The organism is Thalassotalea sp. PP2-459 (genome assembly GCF_001913705.1).
Lineage (GTDB): Bacteria > Pseudomonadota > Gammaproteobacteria > Enterobacterales > Alteromonadaceae > Thalassotalea_C > Thalassotalea_C hakodatensis.
The window spans coordinates 102,764-120,134 of the sequence record NZ_MKQD01000019.1; the positions used below are offsets into that span (position 1 = coordinate 102,764).

Here is a 17,371-nt window from a genome sequence, read left to right on the forward strand (position 1 = left end):
CGGCGCGTATATTATGTATAACGAGTTGTCAGTCATGAATTGCTAAATTGATCAAAACACCTAATTAATCAATTTAGCAAATTATCGTTTATAGCGTTTTGTTGATATCAGCCTGCATTAAGTCAAGTTCTAACATCGGAGATGCATCTATTTCGTTGGCGTCCATCATGGTTGCAATACGTTGCATTGACGACAACAATAAAGATTGCTCCCATTGCTCTAAATGACAAAACTTCTGAATAAAGTGTTGTTGCAGTGGTTGCGGCGCATTGATTAAGGTTTCTCGACCACTATCAGATAAAAACAAGCTAACCCGACGTTTGTCCTCAGTGCTTCTTACTCGCTCTATGAGTGATCTATTTTCTAATCTATCAAGTATATTCGTGACCGTAGCAGCACTTAAATTAATATTTTTTGCAATTTGACTCGCTGTAACCCCTTTAACACGGGCGATTTCTTGCATGATCAGCAGTTGCGGCCCAGTTAGCCCAGCTGACTTATTTAATTGCTTAGAATGCAAATCAATCGCTCTGATCACTCTTCTGATCGCAACGAGCAGTTCTTCGTATTTTTCCATAGCAAATGTACTTTGAGAGAATTTGAGGCTAGCTTATACATTTCTAGAGTTATTGCATAGTAATAAGCGTTTAAATTGCTAGACTTTGACTAAAAAGTAATAACTAAACAGTTTCAGAACAAATTATTTTAATGATCGTGAGGAGGGAATCGTCGGATTTATGGCTAAATATGATGAAAACATAGGAATGCATTGCCAGCTAGTTTACAATCATCGATTATTTTTTAATGTTTTCAACGTGCAATATTTATGACTTTACTTCTCACATACTTGGCAATAGCAATAGGTGTGTCGTTTTTATGTTCAATCTTAGAAGCTGTGCTGTTATCGGTAACGCCAAGTTTCGTAGAAAATATTCAAAAAGACAAACCGCTTGGTGGCAAAGTACTCAGTCATGTGAAAGACAATATAGATAAATCGATTTCTAGTATTTTGATCCTTAATACATTCGCTCATACTATGGGTGCAGCAGGTGTTGGTGCTCAAGCCATTAGAGTTTTTGGTGAAGAAAAAGAAACCTTAATCGCGTTTTTATTAACCTTAGCAATATTATACTTTTCAGAAATTATTCCAAAAACAATTGGCGCTAAATTTTGGCGCAACTTGGCGATCCCTTCGGCTTATATCATCAATTTTCTCGTGAAAGTTGTTTATCCTCTGGTGTGGTTTTCATCGTTGCTCACGCGTATGTTTGATAAAAATAAAACGGATGTGGTATCGCGAGATGAAATTCGCGCTTTTGCAGCATTAGGGCATAAAGATGGTTCACTTTTTTACCAAGAAAACCAATTGGTTGAAAATATTCTTACCCTTAGAGAAGTTAAAGCCGGTGATATATTAACACCAAGAAGCGTTGTGCATGCTCTTGATGAAAACATGACCATTTCTGCTGCTTTGGCTGCAGAGCAAACAGCAAGTTTTACCCGTATACCTGTTTATAGCGGTTCAATCGACAATATAACCGGCTTAATTATTAAAGGGACACTCTACGAACAAGAAAGACAAGGAAATGGCGACACGTTACTGGTTGATATTAAACAACCTTTACATCGAATTTCAGAAAGCTTACCGGTATTACCCTTGCTTGATTTTTTTATAAAACGCCATGAACATATTTTTCTTGTGGAAGATCATTTCGGGCAAACTGCGGGTATTGTTACCTTAGAAGATGCTATTGAAACCTTTTTAGGCCGCGAAATAATTGACGAGAGTGATCAAGTGGAAGATATGCAAATGTTAGCTAAAGCTAAGTTTAGACAGCGGTTAAAGTCGAGCAATAATAAAGTATCAAACAACGAAGACGATGAGTAATTAGGTTTTAGTGTGTCGAAAGAGAAAAAGGTAACAAGCAAAACACCACCAGAACAGCGCTCAAAATTAAAGCGATTTAGCTTGTTTCTGGCTAAGTTTACACTTTTATTTGCCATTATTTTGGCATTCTATACCTTATATCTTGATGCAAGAGTGGTCGACAAATTCGAAGGTCAGCGTTGGCAAATACCGGTTCAAGTGTATAGTAAAATCCATTCATTTCAGCCTGGAAGTGAGATTAACCTTAGCCACTTAAAAGCGGAATTGTCTTTAATGGGTTATCGTCGCGTAACGAAAGTGACAAAACCCGGGCAATTTGCTTTATCTAGCAAGCGGATCATTATTTATCGACGAGCTTTTGATTTTGGTTCAGGCATTGAATATCCGCAAAAAGTGATGATTGATGTAACACGTAGCGGTGATATTCAAACCGTTGAACAATTATATCTCGATGAACAGCAAGCACATTCTGTAAACCTTGAACCCTATCTTATTGATCGTATTATTCCTGAAAATAAAGAAGATCGTGTGTTGGTACCATTACAGTCTGTGCCTGAACGGTTGCTAGATACGTTGTTATTAGTTGAAGATCGTGATTTTTATCATCATGCGGGTATTTCGCCAGTGGGTATTTTACGCGCGCTTTATAAAAATATTCGTGCAGGAAGAACCGTGCAAGGTGGTAGTACACTGACTCAGCAACTTGTAAAAAACATGTATTTATCGCGTGAAAAGACGATTTGGCGTAAAGTTAATGAAGCGATTATGGCCTTATTGCTTGAATACCGTTACAGCAAAGATCAATTACTTGAAGCGTATATAAATGAAGTTTACTTGGGACAACACTTTGCAAATGGTATTTATGGTTTTGGATTAGCTGCTGAGTTTTATTTTGGTAAAAGTGTAGCACAGCTATCAGATGAACAAATGGCTACGCTAGTAGGTGTTATAAAAGGTCCGAGCTACTATGATCCTTGGCGCTACGCTGAACGGGTAAAAAAACGTCGTGATTTAGTATTAACGTTGATGTTTGAACAAGAATATTTGACCAAGCCTGAATATCTCGCTGCGATTAAGAGTGAACTTTCTGTACGAAAATCTAGACGATTAGTGAAAAACAAACAGAAGTTTCCTGCATACTTGCAATTAGTCAAAAAAGAGTTGGGCGAGCTACTACCCCCTAACATGCAGGCCTCTGGCATTCGAGTGTTTACCGAATTTTCACTTTACACACAAACATTGCTAGAAAAAAAGGTTGAGCAACAGTTAGCGGCTTTAGCTGAGAGTCAAACGCACGAACTTGAAGCAGCGATGATTGTCACAGAACGCACAACCGGTGCTGTAAAAGGTATTGTAGGCGGTAAAGAAAGTGGTTATGCAGGTTTTAATCGTGCATTAAATGCTAAACGCCCAATAGGTTCGCTAATCAAACCAGCTATATATATCGCAGCACTGGAACGGTATCAAGACTATCAATTAGCCACCATTTTAGACGACTCTGAAATTAGTTTTACAACGGATAATGGTGAAGTTTGGCAGCCTAAAAACTATGACGGTAAGTTTCGAGGACAAGTATCTTTATTAGACAGTTTAGTTAGATCGCTTAACATACCGACGATTAATTTAGGGATGGATCTTGGCTTAGAAAGTGTAGCTGAAATTGTGCATTTGCTTGGCTATGACCGTGATATAACTCTCCGCCCCTCAATGCTTCTAGGTTCGATCAATATGTCGCCTTATCAGGTAAGTCAGTTTTATTTGCCTATTGCTAATCAAGGGTATGCGGTGCAAAGCCATGCGGTTGAGAAAATAACCTCAGCCCAAGGTGAAACCTTATATGAATTTTTTGCTGAGCCAACGCCCTATTTTTCTGAACAAGCCAGTTATTTAGTTGATTATGCGTTAACGAAAGTCACGACTGAAGGCACGGCTAAATCACTCGCTTGGCGTATCAAAGACGCGACATTAGCGGGTAAAACAGGAACTACGAATGATCAACGTGATAGTTGGTTTGTTGGCTATGACCAACAGCACCTAATTACCACGTGGATTGGTAGAGATGATAATAAAGAAACCACACTGACAGGAAGTTCAGGCGCGTTAGTACTGTTTGCAGACTTCTTAAATAGCTATGGTACAAAAAGTAAACATACTTCAGTACCTAGCGATATTGAATGGCTATCGTTTGATGCCAAAACAGGCTTGGCAATGGCTGTTGATTGTCAGCAGAACATCGAAATGCCTGCAATTTCTCGTGGTTTATCTATGCAACACTCTTGTTTAGAACCCCAACCACAAAAGAAAAAGAAAACCTGGTTAGAACGTTTATTTGGTGAGTAGCACCTAGCAATTATTCGCCGAGAATTATTCATTACCTTTGTCATTAATACAGACCGTACTAAACCTTGACACATTTATTGTCATTTTTTCACTATTCATTGCTATAAACCACTTTATTTCCTTGTAAAAATCAGGGGTTTTCTTTATGATCGGAAAAATTTTTTTATCGCTAAGTTTATTTGTTTGAAAAAGAATCATCGCTTTGGCTATGCTTAGAAAGCAACAAGAATTCTAACTTTAAATAAATAATACAAATTTTGGAGATGTTGGATGAGCAATGCGCCTGTGAATAACAGCCGTCGACGCTTTTTAACTGCGGCTACTTCGGTAGTTGGTGGTGTTGGCGCTGTCGGTGTTGCTGTGCCTTTCATTGGCTCCTGGAACCCAAGTGAGCGTGCGAAAGCCGCAGGGGCGCCAGTTGAGGTGAATGTAGGTAAAATTGAACCCGGTCAATTAATTCGTGCTGAATGGCGCGGTAAGCCAGTTTATATCGTGCGTCGTACTGATGAAGCGGTTAAATCGTTAGCAAATCATGAAGATCAGCTTCGTGATCCTAAATCTGCTGAACCACAACAGCCTGATTATGCTGCAAACGAACATCGCTCAATTAAGCCTGAAATTATGGTGGCGTTAGGTGTATGTACTCACTTAGGCTGCGCTCCAACGTATCGAAAAGGTGACTTTGAAGAGATGGTAGAAGGCGTTAAAAATGGTTTCTATTGTCCTTGTCACGGTTCTAAATTTGACATGGCAGGTCGTGTATTCTCTGGCGTTCCTGCACCGTTAAACTTAGTGGTTCCTGAGCATTCATTCCCAACAGATGACACCTTACTTATCGGTGTAAGCCAAGGAGAAGCGTAATGGAAAACTTTATGGCTTGGATTGAAAAGCGTCTTCCGTTTATGGATGCCATGAACAAGCATGCTATTCAATATCCTGCACCGAAAAACTTCAATTTTTGGTATGTATTCGGGATTTTAGCGACGGTTGTTTTAGTGAACCAAATACTGACAGGTATTTGGTTGACAATGAACTACGAACCTTCTGGCGCTGGTGCTTTTGCTTCTATCGAATATATTATGCGTGATGTCGATTACGGTTGGTTATTGCGCTATATGCATTCAACAGGTGCTTCGGCATTTTTTATCGTTGTTTATTTACATATGTTCCGTGGTTTAATGTACGGTTCTTATCAAAAACCACGCGAATTGCTGTGGATTTTCGGTATGCTTATCTTCTTGGTGTTAATGGCAGAAGCCTTTATGGGCTACTTATTACCATGGGGTAATATGTCGTACTGGGGTGCTCAGGTAATTATTTCTTTATTTGGTGCTATACCTCTTGTGGGTGAAGAGCTGACTATTTGGATCAAGGGTGATTATGTTATCTCTGGTGCGACACTAAACCGATTCTTCGCGCTACATGTTATTGCATTACCACTGGTATTATGTGTACTAGTGTTCTTACACATAATAGCGTTACACGAAGTAGGCTCTAATAACCCTGACGGTACTGACATTAAAAAGCCTAAAGGAAGTGTTCCAGAAGAAGAGCAAAGCAAGTTTACTTTCCATAAACAGTACACTAAAAAGTATGACATCGTTGATGCGATTCCTTTCCACCCTTATTACACGGTTAAAGACTTGGTTGCGGTAATCATTTTCTTGATTGGTTTTTCATGGGTTATGTTTTTTGCACCAGAGGGTGGTGGGTACTTTATTGAAGCACCAAACTTTGAGCCTGCTAACGGCTTAAAAACGCCTGAGCATATCGTGCCAGTATGGTATTTCGGACCATTCTTTACCATTCTAAGAGTGGTACCAGATAAGTTGTTTGGTATGATCACCATGTTTGCCGCTATTGGTATGTTATTCGCCTTACCTTGGTTTGACCGTGGTACGGTTAAATCAATTCGTTATCGTAGTAAAGCGCACTTACTTAACTTAACGCAATTTGCGATTAGTTTTATCGTGTTAGGTATTTTAGGTACAATGCCTGCAACTGATTTGGCGAATTTAATCGGCCGAATTGCAAGTTTAGGCTACTTTGGCTTCTTTATTTTACTGTGGTTTTACAGTAAAAATGAAAAGACCAAACCAGTACCAGAGAGGGTGACAGGATAATGAAAAAGTTAATTGTAACACTATTAGCATGCGTCCCTTTCTTTGCACTTGCTGCTGGGGGCTCTATGCCACTTGATAAAGCAAATAATGATTTAGCAGATAAAGAATCATTAAAGCGTGGCTTCGAATCTTATTTACAATATTGTTTAGGTTGCCATCAGCTAAAATATCAACGCTATAACCGAACGTTCCGTGATCTGGGAATAAGTGAAGCTGAGGGTAAAGAAAAATATATGCCTACAGGTGAAAAACCAGGTGATCACATTACCAATACTATGCCAGCTAAAGACGCTGGTGCATGGTTTGGTACTGCGCCTCCAGATTTAACCCTGGAAGCTCGCTTTAGAAGCCCAGATTATATTTATACTTATTTACGTTCATTTTACGTAGATGCGGAACGTCCGTTCGGTGTAAATAATAAAATCTTTAAAGATGTCGGTATGCCACATGTATTACAAAATTTACAAGGTGTACAAACACTTGATGAAAACGGCGAGTTAACACCTGCTGTGGGTGGCACTATGTCACCAGAAGAATACGATGAGTTCGTTCGCGATCTAACTAATTTCTTAGAATATGTTGGTGAGCCGAACAAGCTTGAACGTAAACAATTAGGTTATTACGTGATCGGGTTCTTATTTATCCTGTTAGTATTTTCTTACTTATTGAAGAAAGAATACTGGAGAGATGTTCATTAATTTGAAGGTCACTATCAGGTAATTTTATTGGGGGCACTAGCCCCCATTGTTAGTTATTATTGAATATTTTTGGAGGCGAAATGGCCGTTGCTGCAAACAAACGCTCTGTCATGAACTTATATTCACATGCGGATGATATGTATAGTCATCAAACACGTATTGTGTTGGCAGAAAAAGGCGTTGGTGTAGATATCCACTTAGTTGATATGGCGAATTTGCCTGAGGATTTATTAGACTTAAATCCTTATGGAACTGTGCCTACATTAATTGATCGTGAACTAGCGCTTTACGAAGCGTCAATTATTATCGAATACTTAGACGAGCGTTTTCCTCATCCACCATTGATGCCTGTTTATCCAGTATCACGTGGTCGTAGTCGCTTAATGATGCACAGAATTGAACAAGATTGGTATAGCTTAGCGCGTATCATCATGAATGGTAGTGCAGGTGAAGCAGAGAAAGCACGTAAAGAATTAGCAGAAAGCTTATTAAGCATCGCACCAATTTTAAATGAAGCTCCTTATTTTATGAGTGAAGAGTTTAGTTTGGTTGATTGTTACTTAGCTCCGCTATTATGGCGCTTACCTGTTTTCGGTATCGAATTAGAAGGTGCAGGTTCGAAAGAGCTAAAAACATACATGTTACGTGTATTTGAACGTGAATCGTTCCAAGCTTCTTTAACAGAAGTTGAAAGAGAACTTCGCTTTGGTACTGCAGTTTAATGTCTGTTGATATGACATCATCAAAGCCCTACATCGTTAGGGCTTTTTATGATTGGATTTGTGACAATGACCTAACACCATACATTGCCGTAGATGTAAATGTATACGGTGTGTTAGTGCCTATGGTTTTTGTAAACGATGGGCAAATTATTTTAAATGTTGCCCCTGGTGCTGTTGGTTCAATTTCTTTGGAAGGTGAAAGTATTGAGTTCACTGCAAGATTTTCTGGTAAATTAGAGCACCTAACAGTGCCATATGGTGCTATTTCAGCTATCTATGCCAAAGAAAATGGTGCAGGTACTTCATTAGCGATAGAGCATCCTGTTGAAGAAGATGAATTGTCACTCTCTCCCGTTAGCGCGGTTGACAATAGCAGTGATGATGAACCCGATCCAACGCCCCCGAGTAAACCTCGTGGTAGAGCGAGTTTAAAAGTTGTTAAATAAAAAAACACTCTAAAGAGTGTTTTTTTATGTCGAAGTAATGCAGTTATAACAAGTTTGCCTTTGGTTGAGGTCTGTTAGCTCTCAATAATCTCAAACATTTTGAAAACACGATTAACACCACCCACACGACGGGCAATCTCAACAGCGCTATTGGCTAGACGGTTAGTAACAAGACCCATGAGGAAAACTTCACCATTTTCGGTAACCACTTTTACATTGTTGGCGTCAAAATCATCTTGCTTGAATAATGCGGTTTTTACCTTAGACGTTAACCAAACATCATTGCTGCGCGTTGAAAGAGAAGTTGTATTGCCAATGCGTATTTGATCATGAATATATTCGACACCTTTCACTTGATTAACCGTTTTAATTGCAAGGTTTTTTAAATACGTATTCATCGCCTGCCCTACTATCAACACTTTACCGTTTACACTGATAACTTGTAAGTTAGTGTTGTCTGAAATTCCTGCTACTTTAGCGAGCTTAGCGTGTGCAGCAATTTCAATTTTTTGATCATCAATTTGATTACCAATAGAGCGATTGTCAGTAACAACGCTAGCGCCGCCGACAACCCCTACCACAGCCGCGGCAACGCAACCTTGTAGGATTGAAATGGTGGCAAGTAGCAATAATCCATTTTTTGCTTTCATAGTGTTATTCTTCACTTTGAGGAAATAATGTTGAATCGATAATATCGCATAAACAATGAATAACCACTAGGTGTACTTCTTGGATCCTCGCTGTACGTGATGAGGGAACGCGAATTTCAACATCGTTTTCACCCAATAAACCCGCGATATCTCCGCCGTCTTTACCTGTTAACGCGATAATTGGCATATCACGTGCTACCGCAGCTTCAATGGCTTTAATGACATTACGCGAGTTACCGCTAGTTGAAATGGCAAGCAAGACATCACCGGCATTTCCAAGTGCGCGTAATTGTTTTGAAAACACCTCATCGTAGTGGTAGTCATTCGCAATTGATGTAATGGTCGAACTGTCAGTTGTTAGGGCTATAGCCGGTAGACTAGGGCGTTCAGTTTCATACCTGTTAAGTAATTCAGCAGAGAAATGTTGAGCATCTCCAGCAGAGCCACCATTACCACAAGATAATATTTTATGGCCACCTAATAGAGATTGCACCATAATTAACGATGCTTGTTCAATAGGCCCTGCAAGCGCTTCACTTGCCGCAATTTTTGTTTGAATACTTTCTGTAAAGTTACTTTTTATGCGCTCTAACATGGTTATATTGGCTCCGTTTAAATCGAGTCAAAAGGCATTTTTCAGCCAAATAAATTCGGGAATGTTACCGCCTTCGATGGCGATGATATCAAATCGACATGCGGTATTATAAGCATTTAGTCCTTGTTGTTGCAGAAAAAATGCGGCTGTTCTACGAATTTTTTCTTGCTTGCTGATGCTAACCGCGGAAATAGCGCCGCCAAACGCTTTGTTTTTACGGTATTTAACTTCAACAAAAACTAAGCAGTCACCTTCTTTCATAATTAGGTCAATTTCACCTTGGCGACTGTGAAAGTTGGCTGTGACCAATGTAAGTTGCTGTTTCTCTAAGTACGCGAGTGCTTTGGACTCCCAGTGCTGCCCTGAAGTATTATGTGAATCGTCAGACGACTTTTTATTCCAAAACAATTTCTTCTACCTTGTCCCTTTGGTAGCTACCCCACAATAAGCTGCGGGTCAAAATACCCTGCTCATTTAATTTTAATACACCTGTTTGTCCATAATGGCGAATGTAAGGTTGTTGTTTGAACATGGAAAACTTATGGATCAACGAATAGCTATCGTACCCCATGGCAAAAATTCGTTCTAGACTATCAGATCTGTCTGGCCAGATACGCGAGCTTAGCTGTTTCAGTGATGCATTTTGTTGTTTGCTGGTAAGCTGCCAAGGCATTTCTGTAAACGACAAACCTGATAGATCACGACTATCACTTTTGTCGCTGTTATGGCTATGACTTCTTGAGCTTGCAAAAACAGGAATTGCACGGGCGAAAGGTGATATATTTACGTCAATATAAGGTTTAAGTAATCGTGTTTCATTGGGAGATGCGACAATGTAAATCATGTCGATATCTAAGCGATTACGTTCTTGCGTTTTAAGCTGTTGTCGGATCCTTCTGTCAATATCAGCTATTCGTTTTTTACTTAGATCGAGCTCTAAGGTACTTTCTAGTTTTTCTTGTACTTTACTGGCATCAGCAAAAGCGATTACTTCAGGCGTTCTGCCGGTAATTCGCTGCCATTGCTCACTAAAAGTTTTGGCAATACGTTGGCTGATACTATCTTGTTGAGCGAACACAATGGGCGAGGTAAATTGCCGACGACTAAGAGTCGTTGCTGCTTGAATCGCTTCATCTTCAGGGTTCATAGAAAGCACAATATGTGTTTCTTTTAACGAGTGTGTTTGCGGTAGGTTCAATAGTAATGTGGGTAAATTAAGCTGCGACTGATTGATATATGCATCTACATTAGATTTAAGCAATGGGCCTATTACATGATCTACTTCTAGCGATGTTAAGTAGTCTGCTAGTGTGCTGTAGTCTGTCGCTACAGAATCAATGAAATGTAACGTTGTGTCAGAATTATTTTGGTAAGCCGCTAAAATGCCTTGCTGAGCAACTTCACCTGCTTTTTTCTGTTTGCCGGATAAAGGCAGTAATACGGCGATGTTATGCTCTTTATCGGTACTTTGTACTGTGGTGGCTGACAGTTTCTCAACTAATATCTGGGCAGGGTGATCGCGAAAATTTCGCTGCCATTGTGTTAAATATCGGTTAAAAGTATCAGATTGATAGCCAAAACGATGGGCAAAATTTAACAATTGTTGCCAACCGGCGAAGTAAGGAGGAGCTAGCGTTGAAAGTTGCTGAATCTCCCATTGTGACAGTTTATTTAGCGAGAGCCAAACGTCATTCGCTTGCTGTTGGTACTCCATCTCAGAAGATAACGCTAACGCACGTAGTCTTGCATCAACTGAGGCTAGGGGAAGCTGTCTTTGTTGTTGAACAATCGCTAATGTTTGATAAAACGCTTTTGGTTGCTGCTGTTCACCACGTAATTTTTTTGCCTGATTCAAATGGTTTAACGCCACATCGTACGCTTCAAGACTAACTAAACTTTGCGCACTGATCAGCTCTAATTGGTATTTTAAACGATTGTTATCTGTTAATGCCTGGGTTTGCTGTGCTAACCATAGCGCTTTTTTGTGTTGCTTTTCATTATTAAATTGTTGTGCCGCAAATAAAAAATATTGCGTGGCTGTTTCACCGGTACTATTTTTTGCTAGCGTAAGGTAGTCTTTAGCTGACTCAGTTAATATTTCATTGCTTGATATCTGAGTATTGTCGCTGCTTTTAACGGGCTTCTTGTCTGGCTTGGTGGCACAACTTGTGAGCACTAAAAGCGTAATAACAGAGAAGATAACGCGTAAACGTTTAACACTAACGTAATGATATGCCACAAACAAACCCTATAAATGATGGATCTTTTCAATCGATATTGCTTTATAATAAACGTCATTGACTCTTTGCTCAACAGAACTATTAAATGACTTTAGCTGAAGATAACACGGGCACCTTATATATTGTTGCAACCCCTATTGGTAATTTAGGCGATATTAGCCAGCGGGCAATCGACACTTTGCGTGCAGTAGACGTTATTGCCTGTGAGGATACCCGACATACTAAAAAACTCTTATCTGCTTTTTCAATTAGCGGTAAAACAATCTCATTGCATGATCACAATGAGCGGCAAAAGCAGGAATACATCGGTTCATTGCTCGCATCAGGGAGCAATGTGGCACTTGTATCTGATGCTGGTACACCTTTGATTAGCGATCCAGGCTTTCACCTTGTACGTTACTGTCGGCAACAGGGCTTGAATGTGTCACCTGTGCCGGGTGCTTGTGCTGCAATATCGGCGTTATCTGTTGCCGGTTTACCCACAAATCGCTTTGCTTTTGAAGGCTTTTTACCTGCTAAAACAGGAGCGAGACAAGCGATACTACAAGGGGTTGTTAACGAAACCCGAACAATGGTGTTTTACGATGCGCCTAGACGCGCCATTGATACCGTTCAAGATATTGTTACGGTGCTAGGTGAAAGTCGATATTTAGTGATCGCCCGTGAGCTAACAAAAACATTTGAAACCATTTACTCGAATACCGCTGGTGAAATGTTACATTGGTTATCGCAAGATGCGAATCAGTTAAAAGGTGAAATGGTATTGATTATTGAAGGTGCACCTGAAAAAATTTCAGAAATAACACCTGAGGTTGAACGTGCGCTAAAACGATTACTAAAGGAGTTGCCGCCTAAAAAAGCCTGTGCCGTGACTGCGGATTTATATGAAGTAAATAAAAAAGCACTCTATGATTTAACGCTAAGCTATAAATAGATATTACACTTTTTTGGTAAAAAAGTGTGGTATTGATTTTAACCAGAGTGAGTTGTTAAAAATGTACATGTACCGTATTGTAAATAGAATCAGCAACGTATTAAAAATACTTTAATGTGGACAATTGTTAAGATTTTTAAAAGACAACAGGCGCTTAAGGCGTAAAATGCTTAACGGATAAACGCACACTACATAAAAATGATTAAATCACTGATCAATTTCTTCTCGAAAATGTCTACCGTAGAGTTAATTATGACGCTACGCGGCTTGTCGATAATACTGCAAGTATTCTTATTATTATTTGTGAATTTGGTTCTAAATTATCAACTTCCTTGGTTACCTATGTTTATTATTATCGCACTTGAACTTGCGTTTAATGTTGCGAGCTTTTCGATAACCCGAAATGGGGCGAGTTCTAAAAAAAATCATGTGTTAATACAGTTGCTCGCTGATGTGTTTTTTCTCGGTTGCTTACTTTACTTCAGTGGCGGTGCGACCAATGCGTTTGTTTCTTTATTACTGGTTCCTATTGCGATTGCAGCGATTACGTTGTCATTCTGGCGTGGATTAATTATTGCTAGCTGTGCGATTGTTATTTACTCCGTATTGCTTTGGACCATGCCAATGCATGTAATGCATGGCAATATGGCTGGACACTTTATTGGCATGTGGATCAATTTTCTTTTTTCAGCATTAGTGTTGTCGCTCATCGTGGGCTATTTAGCGCGTGCGATTACGCGTCGAGAAACAACGATTGCAAAGTTTCGAGAGCAACAACTGAAAAAAGAACGCATTATTGCGTTAGGTGTTGCTTCTGCACAAGTGACTCATAATTTAGCAACGCCATTAGCAACCTTACAGCTACTATCTGAAGAGCTCGCTGAACAACCACAAGTTCCTAATGATTTACTTAATGATATTGAACAGCAAGTTAACCGTTGTGCAGAGAGCCTGCGAGCATTTAGAGTGACTACAGAACAAATTAAAGCCAATGAAAAACAATCTATTCGTTGTGCCAGTATTCATCAACAAATTAAATATCATTGTCAATTAACTTACCCTGAGGTGAGCTTCAAATTTATCGATAAAACGCTTGATGCTCGCATTGTTATTGATGGTTCATTCATTCCTGCTGTGGTTAATGTGATTGATAATGCCGTACATGCCAGCCAAGAAAGTCAAAATAAAACGATAGAAATTGAAGCGTATTTACAAGATCAACAATGGTGTTTATCGATTAAAGATTTCGGAAAAGGCTTTGTTATAGAGCAATTGCATGAGTTGGGCGACTTCCCACAACTAAGCGAATACGGTTTTGGTGTGTCGATTATGCTTAGCAATGCGAGCCTTGAAAGATTGCAAGGAAAGCTCTGGCTTGATAATCATCAAACTGGCGGTGCTGTTGTAATTATAACCATGCCAACAAAAGTTGATTGAAGATGAAAGTATTATTAATTGAAGATGATTGCGCTTACGCATCTGTATTAGCAAGAAGGCTAAGTAAGCACCAACTACATGTTGAACACTGTGAAACTAATACGGATGCATTGCTGATGGTGAGAAAATTTTTACCTGATGTGATTTTGTTAGATATGTATTTAGCCGGAGACAGCGGCTTACCTTTAATATCACCGATAAAGCATTTATTACCCAATAGTCGCATTATATTACTCACTGGTTATGCAAGCATTGCTACGGCAGTAGAGGCCATAAAGTTAGGGGCTGATGACTATCTCGCAAAACCAATAGATACTGATACGTTATTAAAAACGCTGAAAGTTTCCAACAACATAACCGCCGATGAACAAATTCTAATACCTGATAAACTCAGTGCAGAACAAGCCGAGTGGGAGTATATTCAGCAAGTTTTAAAGGCGAATGAAGGCAATATTTCTGCAGCAGCTCGGCACTTATCAATGCATCGACGTACACTGCAAAGAAAGCTAAAAAAACGCCCTAGTTTTCATCAGAAAAGCTAGGGCTAGGGTACAGGCAAGTGCCTATATGCGGAACTTAAAATTGAAATGTTGCAGCAAGCCAGATATTACGAGCGGTACTAGGTATACGTGACATTGATGGAATATCGCTACCGTTTACACGATTATAAGCAGCTAAATGATCTTGATATTCACGATCGAATAGATTTGTAATTCCGAAATCAAGTGTCAGGCTGTTTGACCATTGATAGCCACCAATTAAGTCTATATAGCTATAGCCTGACGATTTTTGCTCATTATTAATGTTAGCTACTTTATGTTGAGCTGAAACGGCATGAAAGCGGGAAGTAATGTGCCAATTGTTAGCACGATACTGTAATGCAATATGGCCGTTTAATGGCGCTACACGATATAAATTATCATCAATATCTTTTCTTTTTCCTCGTACATAGCTCACGGTTGACGACAATTGCCATTGTTCATTAAATTGATACATAATCTGGCCATCGAGACCAGAAAGAGCTGCATCAACATTAGCAAACTGTAAAACGGTATCGCTGTTCATCATCATTTGAGCGAGCATATTTACAGGCATGTTCATGTTCGGTATGCCTTGAATATAATCATCTATACGGGTGTAAAACGTATCTGCAATAATAACGAATTTATCTTGTTGGTAAGTGAGTCCTAAATTTACCTGCTTTGCTGTTTCGCTTTTAAGGTTTATGTTGCCCAAATAGGTATTACCATCTGCAAGCCCAGCTGTTGCTTCCATTGGTACCCATAGATAGCGCTCTTGGTAACTTGGTGCTCGCTGTTTTTGTGCGAGTGATAATTGTACTTGTGTGTGATTAAATATTGGGAACAACCAATCGAATGTCACATCCGTATTGGTGTCATGTTGAATACGATCTGCTTGGTTAAACGTCATCACCAACTCTTTTACTGTTGGGTTCATCATCGCCATGTGGTGGCTTACGTCACCAGCATCAGCAGATAGACGTTTAATACGTGCACCAAATTTAACGGTATGGTTGGAAAATTGATGCTGATATTCACTAAAAGCGCTAATTCTTTGATCTTCAATATCGTTAAAATTTTTGATAGAGAACATCATGTTATTTGGATTAGTAATAGTAGCGTTATGATCTGATTTATAACCATCAACACCTAGTGTTAGCGCTTCATTTTTCCAATCAATTGAAAAGGAAATGGAGTTAGATTCTGCGTGATTACTACGATACATATTCGGCATCATGTTCATACGTTGCTGAAAGTTATCCATCTTATGATCAGCATCCATAAAGCCAAACTGCCAATTTAACTCTCCGTCCCTCAGTGAGTGTTTACCAAATAATTGTCCACGATGACTATAAATAAAAGCAATATCCATCGGCAAAGAGGGGGTACCAGCATCGTGTGTATCATTGTAGTGATAATTGATACCAATAATATTGTCCGCAAATTTAATCGCCGTTGAAAAGCCAGATTGAGTTTTAGTAAAGCCAGTGGGGGAAATAACCCTATCGTCTGCAGATGATAAGTTATCTGCTTTTTTTTTATCAATGTAGGCCATAAATGCTGCGTTTTCTGAGCCAATATTTGTTAACGCCGCTTTGCTTGTTATATCGGCATTATCTTGATATCCCAAGCGAAATTCTGTCGAGAGTTCTAATTTGCCAGTTGAAGAGAAATCTGCTTGCTTTAATGTGGTATTAATCGCGCCGCCTAAAGTTTCAATGCCGGAAGTTACCGAAGCAATACCGCGTTGTAATTCGATGCTTTTTGTTATAATGCTTGGGCTATAGCTAAGTGGAGTATCCATCGCATTAGGCCCTGCACCTATAACTGTCTGGCCGCCAACTTTCGTTGAAATACGATCACCATAAAGCCCTCGGTATTGTGCAATGCCTGTTAATGCGCCATTTTTGTTCACATTGGCACCAGCAACTAAGCGTAAACTTTCTGAAATATCACTATGCTGAACTTCTATGTTTGCTACAGCGATTCGTTCGGTGCTTCTTTCTCCTAGCACGACAATTTCTTCAATGTTTTCCGCCATTACTGACAGTGGGGTGAACATTGCGACAGGAAAGGTGATAATAATTGACTTGGTGAGTTGGTTAATACTTAACTTCATTAGCTTGAATTCTTCACTTGGTTTTCGTTAACTGCTGGTGGGTATAATTCGAGAAAGCTTGTTGAAAAACAAGTGTAAAAGTGGAAAGTGCGACAATATGCCACAGGTACATTTTATCGGTATGAACACGGTCAATAAAAATAATAAGGTGCAAGTGAAAGTAAGCTTTGTTGTTAGTTGATGATTGGGGTAGAATGCCGCCCGAGTTAGCGAGACAATCGCTGCTTGTTCGTTGTATTTATCATTTCGATGTTAAATAGACAGGGCAAGGGGAGGAAAGTCCGGGCTCCAAAGAGCAGGGTGCCAGATAACGTCTGGGCGGCGCAAGCCGACGACAAGTGCAGCAGAGAGAAGACCGCCGATGGCTAGCAATAGCACAGGTAAGGCTGAAAGGGTGCGGTAAGAGCGCACCGGGCCACTGGTAACAGTTGGCAGCAGGGTAAACTCCACCCGGAGCAAGACCAAATAGGGTTTCATACGGCGTGGCTCGCGTTGAAACCGGGTAGGTTGCTTGAGCCTTAGAGCGATTTAAGGCCTAGACGAATGATTGTCACTTTTCTACGGAAAAGACACAGAACCCGGCTTATGTGCTAACTCATCAAATTTAGTAACCGCTTGTTTTTTATAATAGAAGCAGGCGGTTTTCTAAATTTTATCA

At 39.7% G+C, this 17,371-nt stretch carries 16 protein-coding genes and 1 other RNA gene; 11 read left to right on the forward strand and 6 right to left on the reverse strand.

Annotation, left to right across the window (positions count from 1 at the left end; genetic code table 11):
- Positions 1-88 precede the first annotated feature (88 nt).
- On the reverse strand, positions 89-577 hold the full coding sequence (locus tag BI291_RS03910; protein WP_074496440.1) for a MarR family winged helix-turn-helix transcriptional regulator: 489 nt from the start codon (positions 575-577) through the stop codon (positions 89-91).
- Positions 578-826: 249 nt separating this feature from the next.
- Here BI291_RS03910 and BI291_RS03915 point away from each other — a divergent pair, with 249 nt between their 5' ends.
- From BI291_RS03915 to BI291_RS03945, 7 genes are all read left to right on the forward strand, one after another.
- A complete protein-coding gene (locus BI291_RS03915; RefSeq protein WP_074496441.1) occupies positions 827-1,888 on the forward strand; it encodes a CNNM domain-containing protein in 1,062 nt (353 codons plus the stop codon).
- Positions 1,889-1,900: 12 nt separating this feature from the next.
- Entirely contained in the window at positions 1,901-4,228 is a 2,328-nt protein-coding gene (mrcB, locus tag BI291_RS03920; RefSeq protein ID WP_074496442.1) for a penicillin-binding protein 1B, read from the forward strand.
- Between the two features lie 270 nt (positions 4,229-4,498).
- Complete coding sequence (petA, locus tag BI291_RS03925; protein WP_074496443.1) at positions 4,499-5,089, forward strand: ubiquinol-cytochrome c reductase iron-sulfur subunit; 591 nt, start codon at positions 4,499-4,501, stop codon at positions 5,087-5,089.
- A complete protein-coding gene (locus BI291_RS03930) occupies positions 5,089-6,351 on the forward strand; it encodes a cytochrome bc complex cytochrome b subunit (protein ID WP_074496444.1) in 1,263 nt (420 codons plus the stop codon). Before petA ends, BI291_RS03930 begins: the two co-directional genes overlap by 1 nt.
- On the forward strand, positions 6,351-7,049 hold the full coding sequence (locus BI291_RS03935; RefSeq protein WP_074496445.1) for a cytochrome c1: 699 nt from the start codon (positions 6,351-6,353) through the stop codon (positions 7,047-7,049). The genes BI291_RS03930 and BI291_RS03935 overlap by 1 nt, the downstream gene beginning before the upstream one ends.
- Before the next feature lie 80 nt (positions 7,050-7,129).
- On the forward strand, positions 7,130-7,771 hold the full coding sequence (gene sspA, locus BI291_RS03940; RefSeq protein WP_074496446.1) for a stringent starvation protein SspA: 642 nt from the start codon (positions 7,130-7,132) through the stop codon (positions 7,769-7,771).
- An 11-nt stretch (positions 7,772-7,782) separates the two neighbouring features.
- Positions 7,783-8,217 (forward strand): ClpXP protease specificity-enhancing factor, encoded by a 435-nt coding sequence (locus tag BI291_RS03945; RefSeq protein ID WP_217693806.1) that lies wholly within the window; start codon positions 7,783-7,785, stop codon positions 8,215-8,217.
- 74 nt (positions 8,218-8,291) lie between these two features.
- On the opposite strand, the gene BI291_RS03950 is transcribed toward BI291_RS03945, so the two are convergent.
- The 4 genes from BI291_RS03950 to BI291_RS03965 are packed head-to-tail and all read right to left on the reverse strand — an operon-like array spanning position 8,292 to position 11,701.
- On the reverse strand, positions 8,292-8,867 hold the full coding sequence (locus BI291_RS03950; protein WP_074496448.1) for a BON domain-containing protein: 576 nt from the start codon (positions 8,865-8,867) through the stop codon (positions 8,292-8,294).
- 4 nt (positions 8,868-8,871) lie between these two features.
- Positions 8,872-9,462, reverse strand: coding sequence for a phosphoheptose isomerase (locus BI291_RS03955; protein WP_074496449.1), 591 nt, complete (start codon positions 9,460-9,462; stop codon positions 8,872-8,874).
- A gap of 27 nt (positions 9,463-9,489) precedes the next feature.
- The gene (locus BI291_RS03960; protein WP_074496450.1) at positions 9,490-9,870 is read right to left on the reverse strand and encodes a YraN family protein; all 381 of its coding nucleotides are present in this window, start codon (positions 9,868-9,870) and stop codon (positions 9,490-9,492) included.
- Positions 9,857-11,701, reverse strand: coding sequence for a penicillin-binding protein activator (locus BI291_RS03965; RefSeq protein WP_074496451.1), 1,845 nt, complete (start codon positions 11,699-11,701; stop codon positions 9,857-9,859). Before BI291_RS03965 ends, BI291_RS03960 begins: the two co-directional genes overlap by 14 nt.
- An 86-nt stretch (positions 11,702-11,787) precedes the next feature.
- On the opposite strand from BI291_RS03965, the gene rsmI reads away from it, so the two are divergent.
- The 3 genes from rsmI to BI291_RS03980 all read left to right on the forward strand — a co-directional run bounded on the left by rsmI (position 11,788) and on the right by BI291_RS03980 (position 14,615).
- Positions 11,788-12,636 carry a 16S rRNA (cytidine(1402)-2'-O)-methyltransferase gene (rsmI, locus tag BI291_RS03970; RefSeq protein WP_074496452.1) on the forward strand — a complete coding sequence of 283 codons (849 nt, stop codon included), beginning with the start codon at positions 11,788-11,790 and terminating at the stop codon, positions 12,634-12,636.
- A 198-nt stretch (positions 12,637-12,834) separates the two neighbouring features.
- Complete coding sequence (locus tag BI291_RS03975; RefSeq protein ID WP_083601890.1) at positions 12,835-14,073, forward strand: HAMP domain-containing sensor histidine kinase; 1,239 nt, start codon at positions 12,835-12,837, stop codon at positions 14,071-14,073.
- A 2-nt stretch (positions 14,074-14,075) separates the two neighbouring features.
- Positions 14,076-14,615, forward strand: a complete 540-nt coding sequence (locus BI291_RS03980; protein ID WP_074496454.1) for a response regulator transcription factor — start codon at positions 14,076-14,078, stop codon at positions 14,613-14,615.
- Positions 14,616-14,649: 34 nt separating this feature from the next.
- On the opposite strand, the gene BI291_RS03985 is transcribed toward BI291_RS03980, so the two are convergent.
- Complete coding sequence (locus BI291_RS03985) at positions 14,650-16,713, reverse strand: TonB-dependent siderophore receptor (RefSeq protein WP_074496455.1); 2,064 nt, start codon at positions 16,711-16,713, stop codon at positions 14,650-14,652.
- A gap of 202 nt (positions 16,714-16,915) precedes the next feature.
- Here BI291_RS03985 and rnpB point away from each other — a divergent pair.
- Positions 16,916-17,315, forward strand: an RNA gene (gene rnpB, locus BI291_RS03990) — RNase P RNA component class A.
- Positions 17,316-17,371: the final 56 nt, after the last annotated feature.

Coding starts and splice junctions, on each gene's coding strand:
- sspA (WP_074496446.1), top strand. CDS start 7,130: ATGGCCGTTGCTGCAAACAAACGCTCTGTCATGAACTTATATTCACAT.
- petA (WP_074496443.1), top strand. CDS start 4,499: ATGAGCAATGCGCCTGTGAATAACAGCCGTCGACGCTTTTTAACTGCG.
- BI291_RS03935 (WP_074496445.1), top strand. CDS start 6,351: ATGAAAAAGTTAATTGTAACACTATTAGCATGCGTCCCTTTCTTTGCA.
- BI291_RS03985 (WP_074496455.1), bottom strand. CDS start 16,713: ATGAAGTTAAGTATTAACCAACTCACCAAGTCAATTATTATCACCTTT.
- BI291_RS03910 (WP_074496440.1), bottom strand. CDS start 577: ATGGAAAAATACGAAGAACTGCTCGTTGCGATCAGAAGAGTGATCAGA.
- BI291_RS03945 (WP_217693806.1), top strand. CDS start 7,783: ATGACATCATCAAAGCCCTACATCGTTAGGGCTTTTTATGATTGGATT.
- BI291_RS03950 (WP_074496448.1), bottom strand. CDS start 8,867: ATGAAAGCAAAAAATGGATTATTGCTACTTGCCACCATTTCAATCCTA.
- BI291_RS03980 (WP_074496454.1), top strand. CDS start 14,076: ATGAAAGTATTATTAATTGAAGATGATTGCGCTTACGCATCTGTATTA.
- BI291_RS03975 (WP_083601890.1), top strand. CDS start 12,835: ATGATTAAATCACTGATCAATTTCTTCTCGAAAATGTCTACCGTAGAG.
- BI291_RS03930 (WP_074496444.1), top strand. CDS start 5,089: ATGGAAAACTTTATGGCTTGGATTGAAAAGCGTCTTCCGTTTATGGAT.
- BI291_RS03955 (WP_074496449.1), bottom strand. CDS start 9,462: ATGTTAGAGCGCATAAAAAGTAACTTTACAGAAAGTATTCAAACAAAA.
- rsmI (WP_074496452.1), top strand. CDS start 11,788: ATGACTTTAGCTGAAGATAACACGGGCACCTTATATATTGTTGCAACC.
- BI291_RS03915 (WP_074496441.1), top strand. CDS start 827: ATGACTTTACTTCTCACATACTTGGCAATAGCAATAGGTGTGTCGTTT.